At 50.7% G+C, this 26,466-nt stretch carries 31 protein-coding genes; all 31 read left to right on the plus strand.

From position 1 onward, the window contains the following. Window positions 1–22 precede the first annotated feature (22 nt). The 31 genes from DEP07_RS09065 (at window position 23) to frr (ending at window position 26,451) form a co-directional block, all read left to right on the plus strand. A complete protein-coding gene (locus DEP07_RS09065) occupies window positions 23–1,255 on the plus strand; it encodes a flagellar hook-length control protein FliK (protein ID WP_122965199.1) in 1,233 nt (410 codons plus the stop codon). Window positions 1,256–1,279: 24 nt separating this feature from the next. Beyond that, on the plus strand, window positions 1,280–1,675 hold the full coding sequence (locus DEP07_RS09070; RefSeq protein ID WP_063227628.1) for a TIGR02530 family flagellar biosynthesis protein: 396 nt from the start codon (window positions 1,280–1,282) through the stop codon (window positions 1,673–1,675). A 98-nt stretch (window positions 1,676–1,773) separates the two neighbouring features. Further along, entirely contained in the window at window positions 1,774–2,592 is an 819-nt protein-coding gene (flgG, locus tag DEP07_RS09075; protein WP_122965200.1) for a flagellar basal body rod protein FlgG, read from the plus strand. A 70-nt stretch (window positions 2,593–2,662) separates the two neighbouring features. Continuing rightward, complete coding sequence (locus tag DEP07_RS09080) at window positions 2,663–2,884, plus strand: flagellar FlbD family protein (protein ID WP_122965201.1); 222 nt, start codon at window positions 2,663–2,665, stop codon at window positions 2,882–2,884. A 14-nt stretch (window positions 2,885–2,898) separates the two neighbouring features. Then, window positions 2,899–3,354, plus strand: coding sequence for a flagellar basal body-associated FliL family protein (locus DEP07_RS09085; protein WP_122965202.1), 456 nt, complete (start codon window positions 2,899–2,901; stop codon window positions 3,352–3,354). A 42-nt stretch (window positions 3,355–3,396) separates the two neighbouring features. Beyond that, window positions 3,397–4,392 (plus strand): flagellar motor switch protein FliM, encoded by a 996-nt coding sequence (gene fliM / locus DEP07_RS09090; protein ID WP_063227624.1) that lies wholly within the window; start codon window positions 3,397–3,399, stop codon window positions 4,390–4,392. After that, entirely contained in the window at window positions 4,385–5,746 is a 1,362-nt protein-coding gene (gene fliY / locus DEP07_RS09095) for a flagellar motor switch phosphatase FliY (protein ID WP_173596489.1), read from the plus strand. Before fliM ends, fliY begins: the two co-directional genes overlap by 8 nt. 38 nt (window positions 5,747–5,784) lie before the next feature. Further along, the gene (locus DEP07_RS09100) at window positions 5,785–6,147 is read left to right on the plus strand and encodes a response regulator (protein WP_005834238.1); all 363 of its coding nucleotides are present in this window, start codon (window positions 5,785–5,787) and stop codon (window positions 6,145–6,147) included. 23 nt (window positions 6,148–6,170) lie between these two features. Continuing rightward, window positions 6,171–6,827, plus strand: a complete 657-nt coding sequence (locus DEP07_RS09105) for a flagellar biosynthetic protein FliO (protein ID WP_229049699.1) — start codon at window positions 6,171–6,173, stop codon at window positions 6,825–6,827. Next, window positions 6,824–7,585 carry a flagellar type III secretion system pore protein FliP gene (gene fliP / locus DEP07_RS09110; RefSeq protein ID WP_122965205.1) on the plus strand — a complete coding sequence of 254 codons (762 nt, stop codon included), beginning with the start codon at window positions 6,824–6,826 and terminating at the stop codon, window positions 7,583–7,585. The genes DEP07_RS09105 and fliP overlap by 4 nt, the downstream gene beginning before the upstream one ends. Before the next feature lie 30 nt (window positions 7,586–7,615). Next, complete coding sequence (fliQ, locus tag DEP07_RS09115; RefSeq protein WP_063227620.1) at window positions 7,616–7,885, plus strand: flagellar biosynthesis protein FliQ; 270 nt, start codon at window positions 7,616–7,618, stop codon at window positions 7,883–7,885. Between the two features lie 3 nt (window positions 7,886–7,888). Then, window positions 7,889–8,671 (plus strand): flagellar biosynthetic protein FliR, encoded by a 783-nt coding sequence (gene fliR, locus DEP07_RS09120; RefSeq protein ID WP_122965206.1) that lies wholly within the window; start codon window positions 7,889–7,891, stop codon window positions 8,669–8,671. Then, window positions 8,668–9,765, plus strand: coding sequence for a flagellar biosynthesis protein FlhB (gene flhB, locus DEP07_RS09125; protein ID WP_122965207.1), 1,098 nt, complete (start codon window positions 8,668–8,670; stop codon window positions 9,763–9,765). Before fliR ends, flhB begins: the two co-directional genes overlap by 4 nt. A 19-nt stretch (window positions 9,766–9,784) precedes the next feature. Further along, on the plus strand, window positions 9,785–11,827 hold the full coding sequence (gene flhA, locus DEP07_RS09130; protein ID WP_122965208.1) for a flagellar biosynthesis protein FlhA: 2,043 nt from the start codon (window positions 9,785–9,787) through the stop codon (window positions 11,825–11,827). Next, window positions 11,824–13,173, plus strand: coding sequence for a flagellar biosynthesis protein FlhF (gene flhF, locus DEP07_RS09135; protein ID WP_242771106.1), 1,350 nt, complete (start codon window positions 11,824–11,826; stop codon window positions 13,171–13,173). Before flhA ends, flhF begins: the two co-directional genes overlap by 4 nt. A gap of 4 nt (window positions 13,174–13,177) precedes the next feature. Then, the gene (locus DEP07_RS09140; RefSeq protein ID WP_122965210.1) at window positions 13,178–14,044 is read left to right on the plus strand and encodes a MinD/ParA family protein; all 867 of its coding nucleotides are present in this window, start codon (window positions 13,178–13,180) and stop codon (window positions 14,042–14,044) included. Between the two features lie 31 nt (window positions 14,045–14,075). Continuing rightward, on the plus strand, window positions 14,076–15,188 hold the full coding sequence (locus DEP07_RS09145; RefSeq protein WP_122965211.1) for a protein-glutamate methylesterase/protein-glutamine glutaminase: 1,113 nt from the start codon (window positions 14,076–14,078) through the stop codon (window positions 15,186–15,188). A gap of 20 nt (window positions 15,189–15,208) precedes the next feature. Continuing rightward, the gene (locus DEP07_RS09150; protein ID WP_122965212.1) at window positions 15,209–17,251 is read left to right on the plus strand and encodes a chemotaxis protein CheA; all 2,043 of its coding nucleotides are present in this window, start codon (window positions 15,209–15,211) and stop codon (window positions 17,249–17,251) included. A 16-nt stretch (window positions 17,252–17,267) separates the two neighbouring features. Further along, complete coding sequence (locus tag DEP07_RS09155) at window positions 17,268–17,744, plus strand: chemotaxis protein CheW (RefSeq protein ID WP_063227612.1); 477 nt, start codon at window positions 17,268–17,270, stop codon at window positions 17,742–17,744. Between the two features lie 5 nt (window positions 17,745–17,749). Then, window positions 17,750–18,376: a chemotaxis protein CheC gene (locus DEP07_RS09160; RefSeq protein ID WP_122965213.1), complete on the plus strand. Its 627-nt coding sequence runs from the start codon at window positions 17,750–17,752 to the stop codon at window positions 18,374–18,376. Continuing rightward, entirely contained in the window at window positions 18,363–18,848 is a 486-nt protein-coding gene (locus DEP07_RS09165) for a chemotaxis protein CheD (protein WP_063227610.1), read from the plus strand. The genes DEP07_RS09160 and DEP07_RS09165 overlap by 14 nt, the downstream gene beginning before the upstream one ends. A gap of 2 nt (window positions 18,849–18,850) precedes the next feature. Next, a complete protein-coding gene (locus tag DEP07_RS09170; RefSeq protein ID WP_287102397.1) occupies window positions 18,851–19,240 on the plus strand; it encodes a hypothetical protein in 390 nt (129 codons plus the stop codon). A 16-nt stretch (window positions 19,241–19,256) separates the two neighbouring features. Next, on the plus strand, window positions 19,257–20,045 hold the full coding sequence (locus tag DEP07_RS09175) for a FliA/WhiG family RNA polymerase sigma factor (protein ID WP_063227608.1): 789 nt from the start codon (window positions 19,257–19,259) through the stop codon (window positions 20,043–20,045). A gap of 36 nt (window positions 20,046–20,081) precedes the next feature. Then, window positions 20,082–21,497, plus strand: a complete 1,416-nt coding sequence (locus tag DEP07_RS09180) for a FapA family protein (protein WP_122965215.1) — start codon at window positions 20,082–20,084, stop codon at window positions 21,495–21,497. A 43-nt stretch (window positions 21,498–21,540) separates the two neighbouring features. Beyond that, window positions 21,541–21,882: a hypothetical protein gene (locus tag DEP07_RS09185; protein ID WP_122965216.1), complete on the plus strand. Its 342-nt coding sequence runs from the start codon at window positions 21,541–21,543 to the stop codon at window positions 21,880–21,882. A gap of 41 nt (window positions 21,883–21,923) precedes the next feature. Then, window positions 21,924–22,445: a DUF6115 domain-containing protein gene (locus DEP07_RS09190; RefSeq protein ID WP_122965217.1), complete on the plus strand. Its 522-nt coding sequence runs from the start codon at window positions 21,924–21,926 to the stop codon at window positions 22,443–22,445. Further along, window positions 22,438–23,085, plus strand: coding sequence for a DNA polymerase III subunit gamma/tau (locus tag DEP07_RS09195; protein ID WP_173596492.1), 648 nt, complete (start codon window positions 22,438–22,440; stop codon window positions 23,083–23,085). Before DEP07_RS09190 ends, DEP07_RS09195 begins: the two co-directional genes overlap by 8 nt. Window positions 23,086–23,279: 194 nt before the next feature. After that, window positions 23,280–23,990 (plus strand): 30S ribosomal protein S2, encoded by a 711-nt coding sequence (gene rpsB, locus DEP07_RS09200; RefSeq protein ID WP_063227604.1) that lies wholly within the window; start codon window positions 23,280–23,282, stop codon window positions 23,988–23,990. 132 nt (window positions 23,991–24,122) lie between these two features. Then, window positions 24,123–25,010, plus strand: a complete 888-nt coding sequence (gene tsf, locus DEP07_RS09205) for a translation elongation factor Ts (RefSeq protein WP_122965219.1) — start codon at window positions 24,123–24,125, stop codon at window positions 25,008–25,010. 157 nt (window positions 25,011–25,167) lie between these two features. Next, a complete protein-coding gene (gene pyrH / locus DEP07_RS09210) occupies window positions 25,168–25,890 on the plus strand; it encodes a UMP kinase (RefSeq protein WP_063227712.1) in 723 nt (240 codons plus the stop codon). 3 nt (window positions 25,891–25,893) lie between these two features. Further along, the gene (frr, locus tag DEP07_RS09215; protein WP_122965220.1) at window positions 25,894–26,451 is read left to right on the plus strand and encodes a ribosome recycling factor; all 558 of its coding nucleotides are present in this window, start codon (window positions 25,894–25,896) and stop codon (window positions 26,449–26,451) included. Window positions 26,452–26,466 lie beyond the last annotated feature (15 nt).

Here is a 26,466-nt window from a genome sequence, read left to right on the forward strand (position 1 = left end):
TCAACCATAAGGAGGTGACGAGATGAATGTAGCCAATCTGACTCCGCCGGTAGGCTCGGCTGGTAGTGTAACATCTGCCACTGGTACTGCGGGCAATGGAGAAGCTGGCTTGGGACAACTGTTTTCGTTGCAAATGCTGCAATCTTTTGAAGCGATGCTCGATTCCAAAGGCGCCGTTGCGGCTCCAGAAGGCTTGTCAGAAGACGACCAGAAATTGCTGGATGAACTGATGGCGCTGATCGCTCAACTGCTTGCCGCCAGTCAACAAGGCAATCAAGAATTGAATGGACAAGTAGAAGAGAAAGCAGCAGCCGTTGAACAGCTTTTGGGAAAAGCGTCTGGGCTTAGCCAGGAACTTCAGGCACAGTCTGGAATGGATCTGAAACAGCTTTTGTCCAAGCTTTCGCAAAGCGAGACTTCTTCCGAGGAACTGAACAAGTTGGCCGCACTTCTCGAGTCCCTGAAGAACCAGAAAGGCAATGAAAGCAAGCAAAAGAATGGGGTTTTGCAACTGCGTTCCGAAGCGGTTCCCGTTCTGAATGCTTCGCAGCAAGAAGGGTTCAAGACGATTTCGCCTTTGCGAATGAATCAGGGCTTGGCTGCCTACAAGCTGGAGGCGGGAGTAGCCACGCAAACGGTTCAACCTGCACTTTCCGGCAGCCTGTTGAACCAAGAAGGAAATCAGGAAGACGGCGGCTTGACGATGGCCAACCAAAACCCGGTTGTCGCCCAGCAAACGACGCAAACGCAAAACGCTTCCTTCCAACAGTCACAAGCACAGCCGCATCATGTGAATGCGAACCAATTGCCGCAGCAGCTCACACAGCTGTTTGTCTCGAAGTTGCAACTTGGCGGGCAAAACGGTGTGCATGAAGCTAAGCTGATCTTGAACCCGCAATCACTTGGACAGGTAGACGTGACAATTACGTCGCACAATGGCGTGATCACTGCTCAGTTCCACGCTGAAACGCAGGCAGGCAAAGATTTGCTCGACAATCAGCTTCCGCAATTGCGGATGGCATTGACGCAGCAAGGCTTGCAGGTGGATCGACTGGAAGTCAACCAGCAGCAGGACACCGCATTCAACTTCCAGCAGCAGCGTGAGCAAGCTGGACAACAACGAGAAAACCAGCAGCAACAGAAAGAGGAAGAGCAAGAGTTTGCTCTGGACGCACTCGTAGACAGCAGTGAAACGAGCGAGTCGCTCTGGAATCGCCTGCGGGAATCGGCCCGCGGAGTGAACGATCTCGTCTAGGATTGGAATGAAGGAGGAAGCAGCATGAACCAATTTCGTGTCGCGCAGCCCTATTTCCCTCCGAAAACGAATCACGTCACCAAAACGGCTGCCCAAACAGCTCAGGGGACTGGCAAATCGTTTCAACAGTATTTGACGGAAGCGACATCGCCAACTGCCAAGACACAGCCACTATCGTTCAGTCAGCACGCTATTAGCCGCTTGCAGCAGCGTGGAATTGCCCTTGGCGGACAGCAGATGGAGCGTTTGGAGTCAGCGGTTCAAAAGGCAGCCTCCAAAGGCGCCAGAGAATCTCTTATCATCATGGATAACGTGGCTTATGTCGTGAGTATCGTAAATCGGAAGATCATTACCGCTGTGGACGATGGCAGCATGAAAGACAACGTATTTACAAACATAGACAGCGCCATCTTCGTATAAATGGCCTGTACGGGCTGGACCTCCCAGGAGGAAGCCTGATGGTTACCGAACGACAGAGGTAATCTAGACAAGCGAGAAAGCAGAGGAGGAAACAGATCATGCTTCGTTCCATGTATTCAGGTATCTCAGGTATGCGTGGCTTTCAAACAAAGCTCGATGTCATTGGTAACAACATTGCGAACGTAAACACAGTGGGCTTCAAAAAGGGCCGCGTGATGTTCCAAGACATTTTGAGCCAAAACGTGCAAGGCGCCGGTGCTCCTACTGACGGAGGAAAAGGTGGTACCAACCCGACTCAAATCGGTCTTGGTTCATCGATTGCATCGATTGATACCGTGTTTTCTGCGGGAAGCCCGATGACGACCAACTTGCCAACGGACCTTTCCATCGAGGGTGACGCCTTCTTCATGGTGACTCCGGATGATGGCGCAACGATCTACTATACACGCGCTGGTAACTTCACCCGCGATTCCCAAGGGTTCCTGGTAAACCCGCAAGGACTCAAGCTGTTGAACTCGGACGCTGCTCCGATTCAAATCAACCAGGCTGACGGGATTGTCTCTTACTCGATCGGCAAGGACGGCGTAATCACTACCGTAGATGAAGCCGGAACGCTCGCTTCCGACAATACGGTCGGTGTCATGACCTTCAACAACCCAGGCGGTTTGAAAAAGGTCGGCAACTCCCTGTATGAGAACACAGTGAACGCGGGAGCGCGTGATGAAGATCCAATGACACCTGTTACCCCAGGTACAGCAAAAGTGAGCGTCATTGCCGGACAACTGGAAATGTCCAACGTTGACCTTTCCGAAGAGTTTACGGAAATGATCGTCGCGCAGCGCGGCTTCCAGGCCAACTCGCGGATCATTACCACTTCCGATTCCGTTCTCGAAGAATTGGTGAACCTGAAACGATAACTTCTTGCAGTGGGTTAGGGAGGGGAAGCGATTGACTCCTTCCCCTGCTTGATCCCAGGAGGAGCACACGATGATCAAACTGACCCGTTTTAACGGCACTGCTTTTTATCTGAACATTACTCACATTGAAACTGTTGAAGCGACACCAGACACTGTGATTACGTTGTTCAACGACAGGAAGTACATCGTGAAGGATTCTATCGAATCGATCGCTGAACGTGTTCAGGCTTTTTATCAAAATGCTCATCCGATAGCGACTGCACCCAAGCTGCCGGACGACTTAAATGAATAGCGGGAGGCATTGCGATGTTTCAAAATCGTTTGTTTAACATGGCTCTAATTATCATCATCGCGATTTCGCTACTGGGAGTAATCTCGTTTGTCCTTTGGCAAACATACCTCTCTCCGGCCGCTCAGACGGCCAGCACGGAACAAACAGAAATGAAGCCTTTGTCCGCGAAGGAAATGAAAGAGTACTCCGTTGACACAGGCGAAATTACGACCAATCTGCTGACGAACAACTACATGATCGTGCGCTTCAGCATCACAGCGGACAGCTCGGATGCGAAAGCGGAGCTGGAGCAACGTTTGCCCCAGGTCAATCAGGTCATTATCAAAACGTTGGCTGGCCTGACGCCAGAAGACATAAAAGGAACAGAAGGCGTAAACAAGCTGGAAGCAAAAATTATGAATGAAATCAGCTCCCTGATGCAAGAGGGCAAGATCGTGCAAGTTGTGACGACCAAGCGCGTCTTGTCATAAAGGAAGCGATCACACGGATACATAGCAAGGAGGTGACGACATATGGCCGAGGTTCTCTCACAAAGTGAGATTGATGCGTTGTTGGCCGCTCTATCATCTGGCGAGATGGATGCCAACGAGCTGAAAAAAGAAGAGACTGAGCGCAAAGTCAAAGTGTATGATTTCAAACGCGCGTTGCGGTTCTCCAAAGATCAGATCCGTGGCTTGACGCGAATCCACGAGAACTATGCGAGGCTGTTGACTACTTATTTTTCAGCTCAGCTCCGTACCTTCGTGCAAATTACGGTTGCCTCCGTCGATCAATTGCCGTATGACGAATTTATCCGCTCCATTCCCAAGATGACCATCTTGAACATCTTCGAAGCTCCACCTTTGGAAGGACGAATGGTCTTGGAAGTCAATCCAAACATCGCCTATACCATGCTGGATCGGCTTCTTGGTGGCCAGGGTGCAATCCCGGAAAAAATGGGTGCACTTACGGAAATTGAAACAACGGTGATGGAGCGAGTATTCGGCAAAGCGCTGGATACTTTCCACGAGGCATGGAAGCAAATTATTGAGCTTGATCCGTACCAGGAAGGACTGGAGATGAATCCCCAGTTCATGCAGATTGTCTCGCCAAACGAGATTGTCGTCGTAATCTCGTTCAGTACCAAAATTGGAGATACGACAGGAATGATCAACCTCTGTCTGCCTCACGTTGTACTGGAGCCAATCATGACCAAGCTCTCCGGGCAATACTGGTTCTCCAAGCAGAAAAAGACGCGGGATGAGGATGAGCGCCTGCGGGTCGAAGAGCGAGTCAAGGTTGCCAAACTGCCGATTATTGCAGAAATGGGAACCGCTACAATTACAGTCGGCGATTTCTTGCAACTGCAAAAAGGAGACGTCATTCAATTGGATCAGTCGCTTGATACCAAGCTGAAAATCAAGATTGGCGATCAGCTGAAATTCCTGGGACAACCAGGGACACTCAAAGGCAGAATGGCTGTGCAGATTGATGAAGTCATAGAGGAGGGGGAGGAACAAAATGAGTAGAGATATGCTTTCTCAAGACGAGATTGACGCGCTGCTTCGCGCGAACAACTTGGTTGAGGACGAAGAGGAAGCAGGACCCATGGAGAGTCAGGATGTGGCCGATTTTCTTTCCCCATTTGAACAGGATGCGCTTGGCGAAATCGGAAATATCTCCTTCGGTAGTGCAGCGACTGCGTTATCGACTTTGTTAAGCCAAAAAGTAGATATCACCACGCCGACGGTTTCCGTTGTCAATGTGGATGAATTGGAAAGTGAGTTTCCGATTCCCCATGTAGCGGTCCACGTTGAGTACACCGACGGTTTCAAAGGGATTAACCTGCTGGTTATTCGGATGGAAGATGCGGCTGTCATCGCAGACTTGATGATGGGCGGCGACGGCAGACCTGCCAATACAGAAATGTCCGAGCTGCACATCAGTGCGGTACAGGAAGCGATGAATCAGATGATGGGTTCTGCGGCGACGTCCATGTCGACGATTTTTAACCAGTTCATCAATATTACGCCTCCAGGCATCGATGTCATGGATTTGGCCCAAGGCAAGGGCGGAGACAGCTTCTCGGACGATGACAGTCCGTTGGTCAAAGTCTCCTTCCGTCTGAAGGTCGGGGAACAGGGAGAATTGATTGACTCCAATATCATGCAGCTTTTGCCGCTTTCGTTCGCGAAGAAGATGATCGATCGACTGGTTGGCGGATCAGAAGGCGAAGCAGCAGCAGCGCTTGTAGCGGAGACAGAAATGCCTTCTATACCGGCAATTACCCAGTCGGCTCCACCAGCCCAACCCGTGCATCAGGAGCCTGTACAGAGCCACGTACCGCCTGTAGCGCCGCCTCCTGTGCAGCAGCCACAGGTGCAGCAACAACCGCCTGGAGGCTATGCTCCACCGCCTGCATACCCAGGCCAACCGATGTACCCAGATCCTTATGCGCAGTATGCGATGCCACCGGGCTATGCGCCGTATCCAGGTGCTTATCAGCAACCGCCAATGGCACCGCCACCGCCTCAGCATTTTGGCAGTCCTGCGGTTAACCAGGCAAACGTCGTTCCTGCACAGTTTGCGCCGCTTGGAACAACGCCTATGTATGCAGGAGACAATCAAAACTTGAACCTTTTGCATGACATTCCGCTGCAAGTAACCGTTGAATTGGGACGGACCAAGAAGCTGATCAGAGAAATTCTTGACTTGTCTGCTGGTTCCATCATACAGTTGGACAAGCTGGCAGGTGAACACGTGGATATCTTGGTAAACAACAAGCTGATTGCCAGGGGCGAGGTTGTCGTTATCGACGAGAATTTCGGGGTTCGCGTAACAGATATCATCAGCCAGTTTGATCGTGTTCAAAAATTGCAATAAAAACAAATCAAGAGTCAAGTATTGGGGAGGATCTATCCATGTCGAACAAAGTATTAATCGTTGATGATGCAGCATTCATGCGTATGATGATCAAGGAGATTTTGTCCAAAAACGGATACAGCGTCGTAGGGGAAGCTAGTGATGGCGCACAAGCAGTAGAAAAATACAAAGAATTGGGTCCGGATTTGGTTACGATGGATATTACCATGCCGGAAATGGACGGAATTTCCGCTCTGAAGGAAATCAAAAAACTCGATCCAAACGCACGTGTGATCATGTGCTCTGCGATGGGACAACAGGCAATGGTTATTGACGCCATTCAGGCGGGGGCAAAAGACTTCATCGTGAAGCCATTCCAAGCGGATCGCGTATTGGAAGCGATCAAAAAGACTTTGAGCTAATGATGAAGATCCGGAATGCAGGGATGAGACTATCCTGGGTCTTCTGTCTGATCCTGTTGCTGTCTGTCTTAGCCCTGCCCATTGCCGTCCATGCGGAAGGTACTGTTGCCGATGCGTACAACCAGAAGAACACAGAACAGAGCAATGCGCCCGCCGGCGGCGAACAGCCGGCGGCCATTCCGGGCAGCGGAACAGGAAGTATGATCGGCTATCTGGTTCAAGTCGTTTTTTCACTAGGCTTTATCGCTGTTCTGATCTTTTTCCTGCTCCGTTTCCTCGGACGGCGTCAAGTCGGACAAAGTCAAGGGCCGATCAAGATCATCAGCGCAGCCGCTCTCGGCAACGGGAAGACGCTGCAAGTCGTCATGATCGGAGAGTCCTTGTACATTGTAGGTGTGGGTGATAACGTCCAGCTGCTTAGACGAATCGAACCGGGTGAAGAAGTGGATCTGATCTTGTCTGATGCCGAGATCGGGCCCATAAAAAATCCGCTTTCGCTAAGCTGGCTGCCCTTTGGCAAAAAAAAGCAGGCTGACGAAGAGTTGCTGTTCTCATCCGATGTGGATGGAAAAACGTTTCAAGACCTGCTGAAAGGCCAATGGGACAACGTGAAAAAACGGCCACTCCACTCCGAATCGTGGGACAAAGAGGAAGCTTCCGACAGAGGGGACCGAAAATGAAACATTTTTTGCAGGTGCTCGTGCTTGTCGCTGTGATGCTCCTGGTACCAGAGATAGCGCTTGCTGCGCCAGCGGGATCACCGCTTATTCCGAGCATTGATTTGCAAATTGGCGGCGGCAATGGGACACCACAGGAGACATCTTCAGCGATCCAGATTTTGCTAATTTTGACGGTGCTCTCTGTTGCGCCAGCTATATTGCTCCTGATGACAAGCTTTACCCGAATCGTCATTGTCTTGTCTTTTGTGCGAAATGCCTTGGCGACACAGCAAATGCCGCCCAACCAGGTACTGGTGGCACTCGCGCTGTTCCTGACGTTTTTCATCATGGCACCGACCTTCGGGAAGGTGAACGAAACGGCTGTACAACCGTTTATGCAGGGCAAGCTGACACAGGAACAGGCATTCAACGCGGCTGTCATTCCTTTTAAAGAATTTATGGCCAAGCAAACACGCGAGAAAGATTTGGCGCTGTTTTTGGAATTTACCAAAGCGGAGAGACCGAAGACGATTCAAGATATTCCGCTGACTGCTCTCGTACCTGCTTATGCGATCAGTGAATTGAAGACAGCTTTTCAGATCGGGTTTATGATCTTCATTCCATTCCTCGTGATCGACATGATCATATCCAGTATTTTGATGGGGATGGGGATGATGATGCTGCCGCCCGTCATGATTTCATTGCCGTTCAAAATTTTGCTATTCATTATGGTGGACGGCTGGTATTTAGTTGTGAAGTCGCTCTTGACCAGTTTTTAGCGGCATTCCGAAGGGACCAGGAGGGTAGACATGACACAGGAATTATTAATGCAAATTGCCCAAAACGCTGTTTATACCATCCTGCTGATATCCGCACCCGCACTCGGGATTGCCTTGCTGGTCGGATTGATGGTCAGTGTTTTTCAGGCAACGACACAAATCCAGGAGCAGACCCTTGCATTCATCCCTAAAATTGTTGCCGTGTTCATTACCATCTTGGCAGTGGGACCGTGGATGCTGCGCGTCATGCTTGATTTTACGATGGGGATTTTTGGCAACCTTCATCGTTTTGTCGGATAGCTTATGAATCTTTATCTCGTATATTTGCCCGTTTTCTTGCTCGTGTTTGTCAGGATGAGTGCCTTTTTCGTCGCAGCTCCCTTTTTCTCGATCAAGGGTGTGCCAGCCCACTTTAAAATTGGCTTGGCATTCATCGTTGCCCTGATCAGCTTTCAAACGTTGCCTGTACAAGGACAAATTCCTCTGGACCTGACGTTTGTACTGTATGTGATGAAGGAAGCGCTGATTGGCGTCATACTCGGTTACATTTGTGAGTTGATGTTCATCGCCATCCAAGTTGCCGGAGGACTGATGGACATGCAGATGGGTCTGGCCATGGCAAACGTGATCGACCCGAAAACAGGCGCGTATGTCCCGATTACGGGTAACTTCAAAAACATGCTCGCTGTCTTGTATTTTTTCAGTATCAACGGACATCACATGCTGCTGCGCGGCATCATGAGCAGCTATCAGGTAATCCCGGTTGATAAGATGTGGGCTGCTTTTGGCAGCGAGGCTGTGATGATGACGGCGGTAAAAGTGTTTCAGAACATGTTTCTGAGCGCCTTTATGATGGCGGCACCCATCGTGGTCGCACTGTTTCTCGTAGACCTCTCTCTTGGTATTATCGCCAAATCCGTCCCGCAGTTTAATATCTTTGTTGTCGGATTGCCCATCAAACTGCTTGCAGGCTTCCTGCTCCTGATTGTCGTCATGCCCGCCTTTTTATTGACGCTAAGCGGATTGTTCGACCACATGTTCCGGGCACTCGCGGAAATGATGAAATCGCTCGGAGGATCACCATGACGCAGAAGAGGTTCCTTTTACCCGTAGACCTGCAATTTTTTAGCGGAGAAAAAACGGAGAAGGCGACTCCCAAGAAAAAAGAAGATGCACGAAAAAAGGGGCAGGTGGCCAAAAGCCAGGATCTGTCGCCCTCCATCGCGCTAACAGGATTCTTTTTTTTGCTGATGATGCTCGGTTCATCCATGCTCGGTACGTTTCAGAACCTCATGCGTGAAGCGCTGATTACTTTCACGAGCTGGCAGTTGAACGAAGAGAATCTCAAAGTGATCGTCATGACAATGACCTTCGAGGCGATAAAAATTGTGGGGCCTGTCCTGGGGCTGTCTTTTTTGCTTGCTTTTGCTGTCAACTACATGCAGGTGGGATGGATGATCAGTACAGAGCCGCTCCAGATGAAACTGGAGAAGTTGGACCCGATTAAAGGAGCCAAACGCATTTTTTCCATGCGATCAGTCGTTGAGCTTCTGAAGTCGCTGTTAAAAATCAGTGCTTGTATGTACGTCGCCTATGTTATTTTGTGGAATTCAAAGGAACAAGTAACCCAGCTTTCTTTGCTCTCACTGGGGAGCGTCCTGTCGTTTACGGCAAACGAAGTAGCCAAGCTCGGGATTTACATCGGTTTGCTGCTGTTCATCCTGGCGATTATGGATTACGCCTACCAGAAATATGAACATGAAAAGAATTTGCGGATGTCCAAACAGGATCTTAAAGACGAGCACAAGCAGGCGGAAGGGGACCCGTTAATCAAAGGGAAAATTCGTGAAAGGCAAAGGAGCATGGCGCTTCGCCGGATGATGCAGGAACTGCCCAAGGCAGACGTGATCATCACGAACCCGACCCACTTTGCCGTCGCAATCCGCTACGATGCCAGTGCAATGAGCGCGCCTACTGTATTGGCCAAAGGCCAGGATTACATGGCGCTGAAAATCAGAGAAGTGGCCAAGAAGCACCGGATTGTTACGATGGAAAACAAGCCCCTGGCCCGGGCTCTCTATAGTCAAGTTGAAATTGGACAACAAATTCCCGAAGAGATGTTTAAAGCGGTCGCGGAAGTTCTCGCGTACGTCTACAAGCTGCAAGGGAAAGTGAAATAACGAGGAAGGAGGATGAACAGTGGGATTTCGAATCAAGGAAGTAGGTACGATTTTATTTGTAATAAGCATTGTTGTCATGATGGTAATCCCACTCCCTTCTGGGCTGCTTGATCTGTTGCTGATATTGAACATCTCCCTTGCGTTGACGATCTTGCTTGTGTCGATGTACACAAAAGAAACACTGGAGTTTTCCATCTTTCCGACAGTTCTGCTGATTACGACGTTGTTTCGTCTCGCCCTGAACGTATCCACTACACGGAACATCTTGTCGCACGGGGAAGGCGGGCAAGTCATTGAAACCTTCGGAAGCTTTGTCGTCGGAGGCAACCAGGTCGTCGGATTTGTCGTGTTTCTGATTCTGATCATCATTCAGTTCATCGTCATTACAAAAGGTTCAGAGCGTGTCGCAGAGGTAGCTGCACGTTTTACGCTGGATGCGATGCCAGGTAAGCAAATGAGTATCGACGCAGATTTGAATGCCGGGATGATTACGGAAGCAGAAGCGCGAGTGCGGAGAAAAAAGATCGAAAACGAAGCAGACTTTTACGGGGCCATGGATGGTGCGAGTAAATTCGTAAAAGGGGATGCAATCGCGGGAATTATCATTTTTATTGTAAACATCATCGGCGGCTTTATTATCGGGATGCTCGTGCATGGCTTCAGCTTCCAGGAATCCGCTTCCCGTTTCACTACCATGTCGGTCGGGGACGCGCTGGTCAGCCAGATTCCTGCCTTGCTTATCTCGACTGCTGCAGGTATTATTGTCACTCGCTCCACTTCCGGAGAAGGTCTGGGAGAGGACATCGCTCGGCAAATGTTCTCCTTCCCGCGTCTGTTGTACATCGTGGGAGGCTGCATGCTCTTGCTCGGCCTTTTCACGCCAATCGGTCTTCTGCCAGTTTTGCCCGTGTCGGGGATTATGGGATTTGCCGCATGGCGCATGGACAAAAAGCAAAAAATCGAGATTCAGGAATCGGCGGACAAGGTGGAGGAGCAACAAATCGAAGAAGTGCGCAGCCCGGAAAGCGTGGTCAACCTGTTGCAAGTCGACCCGATCGAGTTCGAGTTCGGCTACGGTCTGATTCCGCTGGCAGATGTGAAACAGGGGGGAGACTTGCTGGATCGCGTGATCATGATCCGCAGGCAGATTGCGTTGGAGATGGGGATTGTCGTTCCCGTCATCCGCATTCGCGACAACATTCAGTTGCGGCCAAATGAATACATGATCAAGATCAAGGGCAACCAGGTGGCAAAAGGGGAAATTTTACTCGATCACTACCTTGCCATGAGTCCGGGAATAGAAGATGATTCCATTGTCGGGATCGAAACAGTAGAACCTGCGTTTGGATTGCCCGCATTATGGGTAACAGAAGAAAATAAGGAGATTGCAGAGCTTTCTGGCTACACGGTAGTCGATCCGCCGTCTGTGGTGGCGACACACCTTACCGAAATCGTCAAGCGCCATGCGCATGAGCTACTTGGCCGCCAAGAAACGCGAGCGCTTATCGACAACGTTCGAGAAGTGGCGCCAGTTCTGGTGGATGAGCTCATTCCGGGACTGCTGTCGATTGGCGATGTGCAGAAGGTGCTCCAGAAGCTTTTGCGGGAGAAAGTGTCCGTGCGCAATCTTCAAGTCATTCTCGAAGCTTTGGCGGATCATGCCTTGTTTACCAAAGACCCGGATGTGCTCACCGAGTACGTGAGACAGGCGATGTCCAGGCAGATTACGTTACAGTTTACAGAGCCAGGGCAGCCTTTGCGGGTAGTGACAGCAGGCGCTGGTCTGGAAAAAGCAATCTCCGAGCGGGTGGAGCAGTCGGAGCAAGGAAGTTATCTGGCGATGGACCCTGATACATCGCAACGAATCTTCCAGGGTATGTCGGCAGAAGTGAGCAAAATGATCAACTCCGGTCAACAGCCGATTCTCCTTTGTTCTCCGGCGATCCGCATGTATCTGCGTCAGCTGGTTGATCGAATGATGCCCGACGTTCCTGTATTGTCATACAGCGAGCTTGAGCCACATGTTGAAGTGCAAAGCGTAGGGATGGTGAACATTTCGTGAGAGTAAAACGTTACATTGTCGATTCGATGCCAGAAGCGATGGAAAAAATCAGACTCGATCTGGGGATAGACGCAGTCATCCTGAACTCCAAATCGATCAAGACGGGCGGATTGTTCGGTATGTTTGGCAAACAAAAAATCGAAGTGATCGCTGCCGTCGATGAAAAGGTGCCCGAGCGCGGGAACACCTTGGTCGCGGATGAACATCGGTCGAAGGACGTTTTCTCCTCTAAAGGACAGGCCGGCACCTACACGGCTCAACAGGCTTACCGGAAGGCGAATCTGGCGAAGGAGCCTGCCGAGAAGACCGCGACTTTGCCCAATGAGCAAAGAGCAGAAGCTGCTTCGAAAGCAGCTCCACCGATGGTAGCTCCTCGAACGGAAGCGAGAGAACAGCCATCGGTGCAACAGGCGGAAATTCCGGCGCAAGTGCCCCATGTATCACTGGAATCAACAGGTGCTGCCGGAAACAAAGCGGCAAATGACGCCCTTGCCAATGAAGTGCGCGATATGCGGCAAATGTTCCAAAAGCTTTTGGTCAATGACCTGAGCCAACAGCTCCCGCCTGCTGTTCAAGAAGTGCGCAGCCGGCTGGTGAGCCAGGAAGTAGGGGAAGAGGTTACCGCGGAAATCATCCGCAAGCTGCTGGAAGCGAAGAAGCCTGAGGAAACGTGGGATCAGGAGACGGCTTTCGGCGAGGCGCGAAGCATCATTTCTTCCATCGTTGCCTCGTATGCGCCAAAAACATCAGGGATTCGCAGGGATGTGCAGTACGCTTTCTTTTTTGGCCCTACAGGCGTTGGCAAAACAACGACGATCGCCAAACTGGCAGCGAGCAGCATGTTGAAGGAAAAGCGCAAAATCGGCTTTATCACCGCGGACACGTACCGGATGGCTGCGGTGGAACAACTGAAGACGTACGCGAACATCTTGAATGTGCCGCTCGAAGTGGTGTTTTCCCCGAAGGAAATGGTTCCGGCCATGGAGCGTTTAAGCGACTGCGACCTGATTTTTGTCGACACCGCAGGCCGTAATTTCCGCAACGATGAGTACGTGCAAGGCATCCGGGAACTGGTGGAGCATGGGAAGAACAGCATGAATTACCTCGTGCTGAGCCTCAGCTCGAAGTACAACGATATGAAGACGATCGTGGAAAACTTTGCAGAGGTGCCTGACAAGCAGGTCATTTTTACCAAGGCAGATGAGACAAACAGCTACGGTTCCGTTTTGAACATTTGTCACGAGAGCAAGCTTGCACTCTCCTACTTCACTACGGGACAAAACGTCCCAGATGATATCGTAGTGGCTACACCAGAGCTGGTAGCAACGATGATTATGGGAGATTGACTGGATGAGAGACCAAGCAGAACAACTTCGGATGCGCATGCAACAGTCAGGTGCGAAAGAAAAAACGACGCGGTTGGTGACCGTAACGAGTGGAAAAGGCGGGGTCGGCAAATCCAATTTCAGTTTGAATTTTGGACTTGGATTGCTCGAACGGGGCCATAAAGCCGTATTGTTCGACGTCGATCTCGGGCTTGCCAACCTCGATGTATTGATGGGGATTACCCCGAAAAAGCACTTGTTTCACTTGCTTGAGCCGGACACGGATGTGTGGGAGATCATCGAGCATGGGCCAGGCGGACTGGAATTTATTGCCGGAGGTTCGGGCTTCACTCAGATCATGCAGCTGGACGAAGCCAAGCTGGATCGCCTGTTTACTAGGCTTGAGCCGTTGCAGGGCTATGCGGATACGATCATCTTTGATACGGGAGCAGGCTTTTCCAAAGAATCGTTGCGCTTCATGCTCTCGTCTGACGAAGTCATTCTGGTGACGACGCCAGAACCGCCAGCGATTACGGATGCCTATGCCGTCATTAAGATGCTTCACGCGCGAAACCCTGCGATTGTGATTCGTCTGGTCATTAACCGGGCTTCCTCGGAAAGAGAAGGCAGAATGACAGCGGACAAGCTTGCGATGGTAGCCAAACGTTTTCTGGATATGGACATCCAGTCGCTCGGATATGTTTCAGACGACCCGCACGTATCAAAAGCTGTCAAGCAGCAGCGTCCTTTTCTACTTACATATCCGCAATCGCAAGCCGCAAAGAGCATTCGGAACCTGGTTGACCGATACTTGGACAGCCCGACCGGACAGGATGCGAAAACAAATGGACTGAAAGGCTTTCTTGCGAGGCTGAAACACTTCATACGTTGAGACACATAGGTAGGAAGGGAGTGACATTCGATTGAGCAAAATTCGAGTTCTGGTCACAGATGATTCTGCATTCATGCGTAAAGTTATTAGCGACATTTTATCAGGTGATCCTGAAATTGAAGTGATTGATCGAGCAAAGAACGGACTCGAATGCGTGGAGAAATGCAAGCAACTCAGTCCGGATGTCCTCACCCTGGACATCGAGATGCCAGTGATGAACGGCTTGGAAGCGTTGGAAAAGCTCATGGTTGACTGTCCGGTTCCAGTGGTCATGCTGAGCAGCCTGACACGCGAGGGAGCTGAGGCGACGATTCAGGCTCTGGAGCTTGGAGCATTTGACTTTATTACCAAACCTTCCGGACCGATCTCACTCGATATCCACAAAGTGGCGGATCGGCTGATCGAAAGAGTCAAAGCGGCAGCTGCTGTAAAAGGCCGCATGCGCAGGACGCTCAGACCGAGTCGACCTGCCGCGCCGGAACCAACGCGCCAAAGTCCAATTCCTGCCCCCGCTCCGTTGCGCCCTGCGCAGCCGGTGATCAATGCTTTGCCTCGCATCCAAAACAACGGGAAAGCAAGGTTGGTCGTGCTGGGAACATCGACAGGCGGACCGAAAGCGCTGCAAAATGTGCTGACGGCAATTCCGGCCGGGTTCCCTGCACCGATCGCGATTGTCCAGCACATGCCGGCCGGGTTTACGAAGTCGCTGGCGCAAAGGCTCGACTCTCTGTGCCAGATTCGGGTGACAGAGGTAACCGACGGGGAATGGCTGGAGCCGGGCACTGCCTATATTGCACCGGGCGGATATCACTTTGAGGTACAGCAGGTGAGTGGAAAGCTGCAAGCGCTCCTGCACCAGCAAGAGCCACGAGGAGGCCATCGTCCTTCCGTAGATGTCCTTTTTGAATCTGTGAGTCGATTGACAAATGTAGACAAATGGGCAATTATCATGACAGGCATGGGAAATGATGGGACCAAAGGTCTGAAGCAAATGAAGGAGTTTGGACCTGTTACCAGTATTATCGAAGACGAGTCGAGTTGTGTCGTATTCGGGATGCCACGAGCGGCGATCCAGGCAGGACTGGCAGATCATGTGGCCCCATTAGAAAAAATTCCAGAGCTGTTGTGCAAGCTCTTGCACTGATTTTGGGAGGTGGATCACCGATGGATATGAATCAGTATTTGGACATGTTTATTGAGGAATCAAAAGAACACCTGCAAGCAATCAACGCCAACTTGTTGCTGCTGGAAAGTGATCCGGGAAACATTGGGCACGTGAAGGAGATTTTTCGTTCGGCGCACACGTTGAAGGGAATGTCGGCGACCATGGGTTTTGAAGACATGGCCAGCCTGACGCACGAAGCGGAAAATGTGCTCGATCTGATCCGCAACCAAAAACTGACGATTACCAGTGACATTATGGATGTGATCTTCCATAGCGTGGATTTGATTGAGAGCATGGTAATCGACATTACGGAGGGCGGAGATGGTTCCGCTGACGTATCCGCTCCGGTGAAAAAACTGAGAGCGATTGTGGCTGGCGACTATACGGCTGACCAGGAAGTAGCGGCGGCGACAGCGGTAGCCGAGGCAGAAGCAGTGGAAGCTGCCGAAGAGGAAGGAACGCCAGCCGAGGATCACGAGCTGGACGATTACGCTTTGATGGTGCTCAAGCAGTCCAAGGAGCTGGGCAACAACCTGATGTGGATCACGGTGACGCTCAATGAGAACTGCCTGCTGAAAGCGGCGCGCTCCTACATGGTGTTCGACCAGCTTGAATCCATGGGTGAAGTGATCAAGACGAAGCCATCGGTAGAGGATATCGAGAACGAGCGTTTCGAGCAATCTTTTGAGATCGCCTACGTCACCATGCAGTCGGTCGAAAAAGTGCGCAGCACGATTCTCAACATTTCGGAAATCCAGGATGTTGTCATTGAACCGATTCAATTGAAAAGTGAAGCGCCACCGGCTCCGGTAGTCACAGAAGTTGCCGCGCCTGTAGAGAAAAAGCCGGCAGACAACGCCCAGACAGCTGCTGCGAAGAAAGCGACGGCTGGCGGAAAAACAATTCGCGTCGACATTGATCGCCTGGACATTTTGATGAACCTGTTCAGTGAGCTGGTCATCGATCGTGGTCGTCTGGAACAGCTTGCACGCGAGATCGGAAAAAGCGAGCTGCAAGAGACTGTGGAGCATATGAGTCGCATCAGCGGCGATTTGCAAAACATCATTCTGACCATGCGCATGGTTCCGGTGGAGCAAGTGTTTAACCGCTTCCCGCGTATGATTCGCGATTTGCAAAAAGATCTACATAAAAAAGTGAATCTGGAAATCATCGGGGCGGAAACCGAGCTGGATCGCACCGTTATCGATGAAATCGGCGACCCGCTCAACCACTTGCTGCGCAACTCGCTCGACCACGGAATCGAATCGCCTGCCGATCGGAAAAAAGCAGGGAAACCGGAGGAAGGAACTATCGTACTGCGTGCGTTCCACAGCGGCAACCACGTCTTTATCGAAGTCAAAGACGACGGCGCAGGCATCAACAAGGAAAAGGTGCTGAAAAAAGCGCTTGAGCGCGGCATCGTCAATCCGGCGAACGCTGACAGCATGTCGGACAAGCAGATTCATGAACTGCTGTTCGCAGCAGGCTTCAGTACCGCTGAAGTGGTTTCGGATATTTCTGGTCGCGGTGTCGGTCTGGATGTCGTCAAATCGAAAATCGAATCGCTTGGCGGAAGCGTAGGTGTTGAATCCGTTCGCGGACAAGGCACGACCTTCCTGATTCAGTTGCCGCTGACGCTCTCGATTATTTCCGCCATGCTCGTACAAGTCAAAGACGAGAAATATGCGGTGCCGCTTTCCTCTATTATTGAAACAGCCGTGTTCAAGAAAGATCAGATCATGATGGCCCACCGTCAAAAAGTAATCGACTTCCGGGGACGTGTCGTTCCACTCGTTTCGTTGCAAGACATTTTCCAAGTGCCGGACAACGGAGCGGATAAAGAAGATGAAGTGGCGGTTGTCATTGTGCGCAAAGGCGAGAAGATGGCCGGACTGGTCGTTGACTCCTTCATCGGGCAACAAGAGATCGTCCTCAAATCGCTTGGCAAGTACATGGTCAACGTCTTCGCGATCTCAGGCGCTACGATCCTGGGTGACGGACAGGTCGCACTCATCATTGATTGCAATGCACTGATTAAGTAGAGGGAGGGGCAGTCACATGCTCGATCAAAAAGAAATCGTAAGCGAAGTCAAAGTGATTGTGTTCCGTTTGAAAGATGAAGAGTACGGAGTAGAAGTCAACCAGGTGAAATCCATCGAAAAATTGGAGCACATCACTCGCGTTCCACGCACGCCTCCATTTGTCAAAGGCGTAATCAACCTGCGTGGAGTGGTGACGCCGATCATCGACCTGCGCAATCGCTTCGGATTGGAAGAAAGCCTCTATTCCGAATCGACGCGCATCATCATCGTAGCGGTAGGCGAGCTGGAAGTCGGGCTGATCGTCGATGCAGCCAACGACGTTATCGATATTCCGGTCAACGCGATCGAGCCGCCGCCTGAGGTTGTAGGCGGCGTGGAGGCGGCTTACTTGCGAGGGGTAGCAAAACTGGACAAGCGGCTTTTGATTTTGTTGAATCTCGATAAAGTATTGAGCACAGAGGAAATTAAACAGCTGGACTCAATTGAGGGGTAAGAAAGATGGCCTATTTCACAAAGTTTGGAGATTTCCAATTTGACGTGCTGCGGGAAATCGGGAATATCGGTGCAGGACATGCTGCAACGGCGCTCTCCAAGCTGATGCAAAAAGAGATCGACATGAAAGTGCCCCAGGTCAACATCATCCCGTTTGACAAAGTGGCAGATTGTGTCGGCGGAGCCGAAGCAGTTGTCCTTGCCGTATTTTTTCGTGTGGAAGGCGATTGTCCGGGAAACATGTTCTTCATTCTCGATCTGGATTCCGCGAGATACCTGCTTGAACAAATTACGGGAATCAGCAAGGATGTCTATGAATGGGAAGAGCTAGAGATTTCTGCGCTTCACGAGATCGGCAATATTTTGACAGGTTCCTATCTCTCCTCGCTGGCGGATTTTACACAGCTTAATTTGCAGCCTTCCGTGCCTGCACTCGCTGTGGATATGGCTGGAGCTATTCTTAGCTACGGACTGATAGCGTTGGGTCAAGCGGGTGACTTTGCCCTCACGATTGACACAGCATTTTTTGAAGGCAACGAGAAAGTCAAAGGGAATTTTTTCCTTATACCTGATCCTGAATCGCTTCCTATTCTATTTCGTTCATTAGGGGTTCCGTTCGATGGAGATTATTAAGATAGGTATGGCCGACCTCGGTGTGGCAAAGCCGCCGAGTAAATTACGAACTACTGGTCTAGGTTCTTGCGTAGGGGTTGTCCTCTACGACCAGACCCATAAAATTGCAGGAATGGCACATGTTATGCTTCCAGAGTCTTCGCTGGCCAAAAGCGGAGAACTGACGATTGGAAAGTACGCAGATACAGCTATTCCCCATCTGATCAATCTGATGGAAAAGGCAGGGGCGCAAACCCGAAACATCGTTGCCAAAATCGCGGGTGGAGCACAAATGTTCGCTTTCTTGGGAAACAGTGATACGATGCGGATTGGGCCGAGAAACGTCGAGGCTTGCAAGCAGGCTTTGAAGGACGCACACATTAAAATCGTGGCAGAAGATACAGGGGGAAACTGCGGTCGGACGATAGAGATGGATGCCACAAATGGAGTTCTTCAAATCCGTACGGTAAATCAAGGTGTGAAGGAAGTATAAGAATGTTGGGAACCATTTGGATAAATACAGGCATGGGGTTGCTCGCTTTTGTCATTACATTGTGCACGACGCTTGCGAGTAATGTCTGGTTGGTCTCCTTGGAGCGAGCCGGCATTGCTCTGGTGATATTCTTCCTTGCCGCTTTCCCGATTCGCTTTGTGCTGGCGCTCGTCACGCAAACACCAGCCCAGTCTGCAGAAGCAGGCGGCCAAGAGGAGTTGAATGCTCCTCTGGCCGATGGCGGGGATGAGGCGAATCCGCCAGGTCAGACGGGAGAGCAAGCGGCAGCAGAAGCATTTTCTCCGCTGTCCTTCACCAAGCTGGAAACGATCCATCCGTCAGAGGACCCAGCCACCGTTGCAGAGGTCGTTAGGCGCTTAACAGATGAGTAAAGGTTGGTGACTATTCGTGGCACGGCTAACCAGTCAAGAAAAAGCAAAAGAGTTCGATAAATGGGTCATGTGGAAGCAAGAGGGCAGTCGCGAGGCGGAAGTTGACCTGATCACTAAATTTTTGCCGCTGGTGGACAAAGTGGCGAATCGTCTGGCGATCAATTTGCCAGCGAATGTGGACAAGGACGACTTGATTAGCTACGGACGATTTGGGCTGTTGGATGCTTTGGCCAAATTCGATCATACGCGGGGACTGCAATTCGAGACGTATGCCATGTGGCGCATTCGTGGAGCCATGATTGATGGCCTGCGTGAAAATGACTGGATTCCTCGCACCGTTCGAGACAAAGCCAAAAAAATCGAAGAAGCGTACACCACTTTGGAACAGCAGATGCTGCGAATGCCAACCGATCAGGAAGTGTCCGAATATCTCGGAATAAGCGAAAAAGATCTGCAGCAGGTGTTTTTGGAAACCTCTTTGGCTAGCATGGTCTCCATTGACGAGGCAGTAGGGGAAGAGGACGAGCAAAAAACCGCAAGACATTCCTACATCGTGGACGAGCTGACTCCTCGCCCGGAATCGGTAGCAGAAGTCAGCAGCCTGAAAGAAGTGTTGGTCGGTGTGATTGACAAGCTTCCTGAAAAAGAAAGACTCGTCGTCTCCCTGTTTTATTTCGAGGAGCTGACGCTGTCGGAAATTGCTGAGATCATGAGCTTGTCGCCTTCACGCATTTCCCAGCTTCATTCAAAGGCGCTTTTCCGACTTCGTTCCGCATTGTCAAGATGGAAGTCGCAGTTACTGTAAACAGAAATTTACCCAAGCTTGAGAGGGGTAGAATGTATGGAAGGGATCGGGAATTATAGACTAGAGGTCAAGTTATCCGCAGACAAATTAGAAGCAGATATCATTTTGCGCGTAGATGAAGAAGACATCGACAACATTGTCGTCGTGGAATCGGATATTTACAACGCATTGCAACAGCAAAAAGTGAAGGCTGGCATTTTGGAAGACGTCGTGCAGGGGCTATGTACTTTTCCGGCGAAGTATGCCAATGCCAAGGTTACCATTGCACGCGGAGTGGCTCCAGTCCCAGGCGCAGACGCCATCATCGAGTACCCGTACTTGGCGACTGTTTCAGACAATGAAGGGCCGAAAGAGCTGGAAGACGGCCGCGTCGATTATTACAACATAACCAGTATTCCGAATGTCGCCAAAGGACAGCTTTTGGCCCGCAAGACTCCAGCTAGCTCTGGAACTCCAGGGACAGCAGTTACCGGAGAGCCCATCGCTCCCAAAGCAGGCAAGGAAATCAACCTCAAGCCAGGCAAAAATGTCGTGCACAATCAGGAGCGCACGATGCTTTACGCCGCTATTGATGGACAGGTTTCCTTTACCGACCACGACAAGCTGAATGTTTTTCCCGTCTTTGAAGTAAAAGGGGATGTCGATTTTGGTGTAGGCAACATCGATTTTGTGGGAACGGTGGTCATTCGCGGGAACGTACTAAACGGTTTTCGGGTGAAGGCGTCTGGTGACATCCGTGTACTGGGAAGCGTGGAAGGCGCCGAGTTGTACGCGGAGGGCTCTATCGAGATCAAAAGTGGCATTGTTGCCCAAGACAAAGGGGCGATTGTTGCCGGCAAGGACATTCGCACATCCTTTATTCAAAACGCGAACGTCACCGCTGGCAATCAGGTGATTGTGTCTCAAAGCATCATGTTTTCCAATGTGCGTGCAGGGAAGCAAATTATTTGCAAAGGCCCGAAAGGAATTATCATCGGGGGCGTCCTGCAAGCGGGAGAGAAAATTGCTGCGAGAGTTTTCGGCAACACCAGTGCTACACCTACACTCTTGGAAGTAGGCGTGAAGCCAGAACTGCGTCAGGAACTTTCGAACATCCAGAAAGATTTGCAAAATGTGTATGAAAATTTACGCAAAACGGATCAAGGCCTGGGTGTGCTCAATCAAATTTTGCAAACAGGCAAGGAGCTTACCACCGAGAAAAGAATCATGCAAATCAAGCTGACCAACACGCGGCTTGTTCTCGAAAAAGAGTGCAAGCAGCTGGAAGCGCGCAGAAAAGATTTGGAGAGCGAGCTGAAAGGGGAAGGCCCTGCGGCAGTCGAAGCGTACCACGTCATGTACCCCGGGATCAAAATGACATTCGGCAAGCTTGTGCATTTTATCAAACACGAGTATGCACGTACGCGATTTATCGTTCTCGATGGGGAGATCAGTACAGCAACACTCATCTAATAGCCGAATGTGATTTCGAGAGGCGAGGAAGGGGCTGGGCTGCATGAGCTTGAAAGCAGTGGAATTGCAGGTGGCATTGCCACGCACCTTGGAAGTCGGCCGAATCCAAGAGCACCAGATGCAACGGTCCATGCATGAAACGCAATCGATGATCGATCAGCGCAAAGAACTGGACGCGCACATGCGCCATCGTGCGACGGATATTGATGAAACGCAAAAAAATCAGATTCGCGATAGGGAGCAGGGGCAACAGCGAGAGCATGATGAGTCAGGTGACAGCTCTTCCGCAGGACAGAAGAATGCCGCAGCAAAAGACCAAAATGCCCCTTCCTCGGTCTCCATGAGAGATCCGATGCGCGGACGCTTCATTGATATTTCCTTATAAAAGGAACAGAAATTGACAAGCCAGAAGTAAAGGTGGCCAACATGGATCAAGTGTACATCATCCTGATTGGCGCAGGAATCATCACCATGCTGCTTGCTTTGTTCATCCAAAGAAAGTCGCCTGCTGATCATACTGCCGCCATCCAGACATCACGATCAACTGACAAGGCAGATATTGAAAAAAACCTGCAACGCTTGAACAAGCAGTTCAAGCAGGAGACCGCCCTTCTTTCTGCCGAATGGCAAGAAACAAGGGCTGATTTGCTTCGTGAAATCGAATTTTTGCAAAAGCGCGTGGAGCAACTGGAACAACAGTTGGATGAAAGAGTAGTCGTTCGCGAAACCGCCGCTGCTGTAGAGGCTCCGCCAGTCAAAAGCGCAGAGCCTGTATCGGAGCAAGTCGACATGCTTGCCTTGCGGGAACGCTATCGGCGTGTCTTTGAGTTAAGCAAGGAAGGGCTCGCTCCAGACGAGATTGCGAAACGGCTGGGGGCGGGCCGGGGAGAAATCGACCTGATTTTCTCATTGGCGCAAAGAAACGAGCGAGGTTTTGCCGATGCGTAAACGCGAATTGTTATTTGGATTCGGCGCGGGCTTGATCGTGGCTGCTTCGGCTCTCGGGCTGATGGCTCCGAAAAGCGGGGCGCCCAGTCCTGCGCTAACCGAGGCTGAAATCAAGCAGGCTGCCACCGAGCTGCAAATGGTCGTGCTTACGCCTGAAGAATACAAGCAGTGGCAGGAAGAAAAGAAAGTGAACGTGCAGCCTGCTCCAAACGCGCCAAAAGCTCCGGCGGCACCAAACGTCGAGCAGACGAAGACACCTGCGGCTGCCAAGCCCCAAACTCCTGGAGTTAATGAAGGGACACCGCCAAGCGTGAATAGCGTCCAGGAGACGTCGTCAGCCGCTGAGAGCAAGGTAGAGTCTGTTGCAGCTCCGGCACAGACAGGGACGCCACAAGCACCTGCGGTCGAGACTCCCGTCGTGAAAAAGACCGCTTCCTTTACCGTGCCATACAAGGCGACGGCAGAGGGTGTTGCGGCTACGCTCGTCAAGGAAGGTATTTTGCCTGCAAACAATCATTTTGTCGACCAGCTGCGTACGATGGACAAGCTGAATCGGATTCGCGTAGGGACGTATCAGGTTTCCCTGCCCGCTTCTGAGGAAGAGATCGTCAAGCTGATTACTACGCCGCCGAAAAAATAGGGCGGTATTTTTTTGCAAAAATAATGGGATTCGTTTGTTGCAATTGAAAGACCCATATGATATATTCATTTACGGTGTTGAAATCGCACGTCCACCAATTCCGGCAACGGTGCTGCCACTGGCAGAATTGCTTGGAACATGCGGTGAGGCGGAGGTAGGCATCACAAAAACCATTTTTGAAGGAGGTGTGAAATATGGCAGTAATTTCGATGAAACAATTGCTCGAGGCTGGTGTACACTTCGGTCACCAAACTCGCCGTTGGAACCCGAAAATGGCTCGCTATATCTTCACCGAACGTAACGGAATCTACATTATCGACCTGCAAAAAACCGTTAAAAAAGTAGAGGAAGCGTACAACTTCGTGCGTGAACTCGCTCAAGACGGCGGAAAAGTGCTCTTCGTTGGTACGAAGAAACAAGCACAAGAATCCGTAAAAGAAGAAGCTGAGCGCACAGGTCACTACTTCATCAACCAACGTTGGTTGGGTGGTACCTTGACTAACTTCACTACCATCAAAAAACGTACTGCTCGCCTTGCTGAGCTGAAACGTATGGAAAACGATGGCACTTTCGCAGTATTGCCTAAGAAAGAAGTTATCGTACTGCGCAAAGAAATGGATCGCCTGGAGAAATTCCTCGGCGGTATCGCTCACATGGATAAATTGCCAGACGCACTGTTTGTCATCGATCCTCGTAAAGAGCGCATCGCTGTAGCAGAAGCTCGCAAATTGGGTATCCCAATCGTTGCTATCGTAGATACTAACTGCGATCCAGATGAGATCGACTACGTGATCCCAGGTAACGACGACGCAATTCGCGCTGTTAAACTGCTCACTGCAAAAATGGCAGACGCTCTGCTGGAAGGCAACCAAGGCACAGAGCAACAAGCCACAACAACTGCGTAAGCAAGTGTGTAAAAGGGTGGACTGAGGGTGTCAGAGCCCCCGGCCACCCTTTTTTTCTTAGCAAGCATTTGTAACAGTTGACTTGCATTTCCCCTATACTAGGATCGTAACTTTCCAAGGAGGTTTCACTCAATGGCAATTAGTGCACAAGCGGTTAAAGAACTGCGCGAGCGTACAGGCGCAGGTATGATGGATTGCAAACGCGCGCTGGAAGAAACAGCAGGCGACATGGAAAAAGCAATTGACTTGCTCCGTGAGCGCGGTATCGCGAAAGCGGCGAAAAAATCCGGCCGTATCGCAGCAGAAGGTTTGACAGCTACAGCAGTTGCTGGTAACGTAGCAGCAGTTGTAGAAGTAAACTGCGAAACAGACTTCGTAGCGAAAAACCCTGAGTTCCAAGCACTCGTGAAAGACATTGCAGAACACGTTGTATCCCAACGCCCTGCATCCGTTGAAGCAGCTCTGGAGCAACCGTTCAAAGGTGCTGGCGAGTCTTTGGCTCACGTCATCAACGAAAAAATCGCGACTATCGGAGAAAACATCTCCTTCCGTCGTTTCGCTCTGTCCGAGAAATCCGATAGCGGCGTATTCGGTACTTACCTGCACATGGGTGGACGAATCGGCGTTCTGGTCACTTTGGAAGGTACACAAGACGAAGCGCTGGCTAAAGACCTGGGCATGCACGCAGCAGCGTCCAACCCACGTTTCGCTAATCGCGAAGAAGTTTCCCAAGACGAGATCGAACGCGAGCGCGAAGTTCTGAAAAACCAAGCGCTGGCTGAAGGCAAGCCTGCTAACATCGTTGAGAAAATGGTGGAAGGCCGCCTCTCCAAATTCTTCGAAGAATACGTACTGGTTGAGCAACCATTCGTAAAAGATCCAGACAAGAAAGTAGCTGCTCTGTTGAAAGAAGCAGGAGCTACCTTGAAAGGCTTCGCTCGCTTCCAAGTAGGCGAAGGTATCGAGAAGAAACAAGAAGACTTCGCAGCTGAAGTAATGGCTCAAGTGAATAAGCAGTAATAAAGGTATAGGGAACACCTTCGTGTTCCCTATTTTCAAAGCGAGAGTTTCACTTCATGTGAAACTCTCCTGCACGTAAAAAGCAATGTGTGCCGCAGCTTGCAGAAGGAATGCAGGAGGCGCACAGAGAATGATTCATGAATGGAGGCCGTTTCACATGCCACTTCCTGCCTATAAACGGGTTGTGTTAAAGTTGAGTGGGGAAGCACTGGCGGGAGACCTCGGGTACGGAATCGACCCGAAGGTGATTCTCTCCGTAGCGAACCAGATCAAGGAAATCGTAGAATTGGGAGTACAAGTCGCCGTAGTCGTCGGAGGAGGTAACATCTGGCGCGGACTTTCCGGAAGCTCAAAAGGAATGGATCGGGCTACTGCCGACTATATGGGGATGTTGGCCACGATTATGAACTCACTCGCCTTGCAGGATGGGTTGGAAAAAGTGAACGTCCCGACTCGTGTTCAAACCTCGATTGAGATGAGACAGGTAGCCGAGCCATACATACGCCGACGCGCCATTCGCCATCTGGAGAAAATGCGCGTGGTCATTTTCGCTGCGGGAACGGGTAATCCTTACTTTTCTACAGATACAACGGCTGCCCTGCGCGCTGCTGAAATCGAAGCAGAGGTCATTTTGATGGCGAAAAACAAGGTCGATGGGGTCTACTCCGCTGACCCAAGCCTGGACCCAAATGCAGAGAAGTACGATAAGCTGACATTCCTGGAGGTCCTCAACAAAGGATTGGGAGTGATGGATTCGACCGCATCGAGCTTGTGCATGGATAACAGCATCCCACTCATCGTATTTAACATTTCCGAAGAAGGTAATATTCGTCGGGCAGTAATGGGCGATAAAATCGGTACTCTAGTGAAGGGGGAATAAACGATGCCACAAACAGTGCTAAAAGACATGGAAGATCGTATGAGCAAAGCGATCCTCGCTTTGAAAAAAGACTTGTCCAGCCTCCGCGCTGGCCGTGCTAACCCTGCGATGCTGGACCGCGTCATGGTTGACTACTACGGTTCGCCAACGCCAATCAGCCAATTGGCTAACATCAGCGTTCCGGAGCCGCGCATGCTGACCATCCAGCCTTGGGACAAAACAGCGCTGAAAGAAATTGACCGCGCGCTGCAACAGTCCGATTTGGGCATTTCTCCATCCAACGACGGGGTAATCATTCGCCTGATCATTCCTCCGCTTACAGAAGAACGCCGCAAAGAATTGGTGAAGCTGGCTGGAAAAGGCGGAGAAGAAGCGAAAGTTGCCATCCGCAACATCCGTCGTGATGCGAACGATGACATCAAAAAGCTGGAAAAGGCTGCGACCATTTCCGAGGATGAATCCCATCGTCATCAAGAAACGATCCAAAAAACGACAGATAAGTTCATCGCTGAAGTCGACAAGATCGTAAAAGACAAAGAAAAAGACATCTTGGAAGTATAAATTTTAGGGCGATCC

The organism is Brevibacillus sp. (genome assembly GCF_003521185.1).
Classification (GTDB): Bacteria; Bacillota; Bacilli; order Brevibacillales; family Brevibacillaceae; genus Brevibacillus; species Brevibacillus parabrevis.

Bases quoted from the DNA above. Each gene is read 5' to 3' on its own strand.
- DEP07_RS09065 (WP_122965199.1), top strand. From the start codon at position 23: ATGAATGTAGCCAATCTGACTCCGCCGGTAGGCTCGGCTGGTAGTGTA.
- DEP07_RS09070 (WP_063227628.1), top strand. From the start codon at position 1,280: ATGAACCAATTTCGTGTCGCGCAGCCCTATTTCCCTCCGAAAACGAAT.
- flgG (WP_122965200.1), top strand. From the start codon at position 1,774: ATGCTTCGTTCCATGTATTCAGGTATCTCAGGTATGCGTGGCTTTCAA.
- DEP07_RS09080 (WP_122965201.1), top strand. From the start codon at position 2,663: ATGATCAAACTGACCCGTTTTAACGGCACTGCTTTTTATCTGAACATT.
- DEP07_RS09085 (WP_122965202.1), top strand. From the start codon at position 2,899: ATGTTTCAAAATCGTTTGTTTAACATGGCTCTAATTATCATCATCGCG.
- fliM (WP_063227624.1), top strand. From the start codon at position 3,397: ATGGCCGAGGTTCTCTCACAAAGTGAGATTGATGCGTTGTTGGCCGCT.
- fliY (WP_173596489.1), top strand. From the start codon at position 4,385: ATGAGTAGAGATATGCTTTCTCAAGACGAGATTGACGCGCTGCTTCGC.
- DEP07_RS09100 (WP_005834238.1), top strand. From the start codon at position 5,785: ATGTCGAACAAAGTATTAATCGTTGATGATGCAGCATTCATGCGTATG.
- DEP07_RS09105 (WP_229049699.1), top strand. From the start codon at position 6,171: ATGAGACTATCCTGGGTCTTCTGTCTGATCCTGTTGCTGTCTGTCTTA.
- fliP (WP_122965205.1), top strand. From the start codon at position 6,824: ATGAAACATTTTTTGCAGGTGCTCGTGCTTGTCGCTGTGATGCTCCTG.
- fliQ (WP_063227620.1), top strand. From the start codon at position 7,616: ATGACACAGGAATTATTAATGCAAATTGCCCAAAACGCTGTTTATACC.
- fliR (WP_122965206.1), top strand. From the start codon at position 7,889: ATGAATCTTTATCTCGTATATTTGCCCGTTTTCTTGCTCGTGTTTGTC.
- flhB (WP_122965207.1), top strand. From the start codon at position 8,668: ATGACGCAGAAGAGGTTCCTTTTACCCGTAGACCTGCAATTTTTTAGC.
- DEP07_RS09140 (WP_122965210.1), top strand. From the start codon at position 13,178: ATGAGAGACCAAGCAGAACAACTTCGGATGCGCATGCAACAGTCAGGT.
- DEP07_RS09150 (WP_122965212.1), top strand. From the start codon at position 15,209: ATGGATATGAATCAGTATTTGGACATGTTTATTGAGGAATCAAAAGAA.
- DEP07_RS09155 (WP_063227612.1), top strand. From the start codon at position 17,268: ATGCTCGATCAAAAAGAAATCGTAAGCGAAGTCAAAGTGATTGTGTTC.
- DEP07_RS09160 (WP_122965213.1), top strand. From the start codon at position 17,750: ATGGCCTATTTCACAAAGTTTGGAGATTTCCAATTTGACGTGCTGCGG.
- DEP07_RS09165 (WP_063227610.1), top strand. From the start codon at position 18,363: ATGGAGATTATTAAGATAGGTATGGCCGACCTCGGTGTGGCAAAGCCG.
- DEP07_RS09170 (WP_287102397.1), top strand. From the start codon at position 18,851: ATGTTGGGAACCATTTGGATAAATACAGGCATGGGGTTGCTCGCTTTT.
- DEP07_RS09180 (WP_122965215.1), top strand. From the start codon at position 20,082: ATGGAAGGGATCGGGAATTATAGACTAGAGGTCAAGTTATCCGCAGAC.
- DEP07_RS09185 (WP_122965216.1), top strand. From the start codon at position 21,541: ATGAGCTTGAAAGCAGTGGAATTGCAGGTGGCATTGCCACGCACCTTG.
- DEP07_RS09190 (WP_122965217.1), top strand. From the start codon at position 21,924: ATGGATCAAGTGTACATCATCCTGATTGGCGCAGGAATCATCACCATG.
- DEP07_RS09195 (WP_173596492.1), top strand. From the start codon at position 22,438: ATGCGTAAACGCGAATTGTTATTTGGATTCGGCGCGGGCTTGATCGTG.
- rpsB (WP_063227604.1), top strand. From the start codon at position 23,280: ATGGCAGTAATTTCGATGAAACAATTGCTCGAGGCTGGTGTACACTTC.
- tsf (WP_122965219.1), top strand. From the start codon at position 24,123: ATGGCAATTAGTGCACAAGCGGTTAAAGAACTGCGCGAGCGTACAGGC.
- pyrH (WP_063227712.1), top strand. From the start codon at position 25,168: ATGCCACTTCCTGCCTATAAACGGGTTGTGTTAAAGTTGAGTGGGGAA.
- frr (WP_122965220.1), top strand. From the start codon at position 25,894: ATGCCACAAACAGTGCTAAAAGACATGGAAGATCGTATGAGCAAAGCG.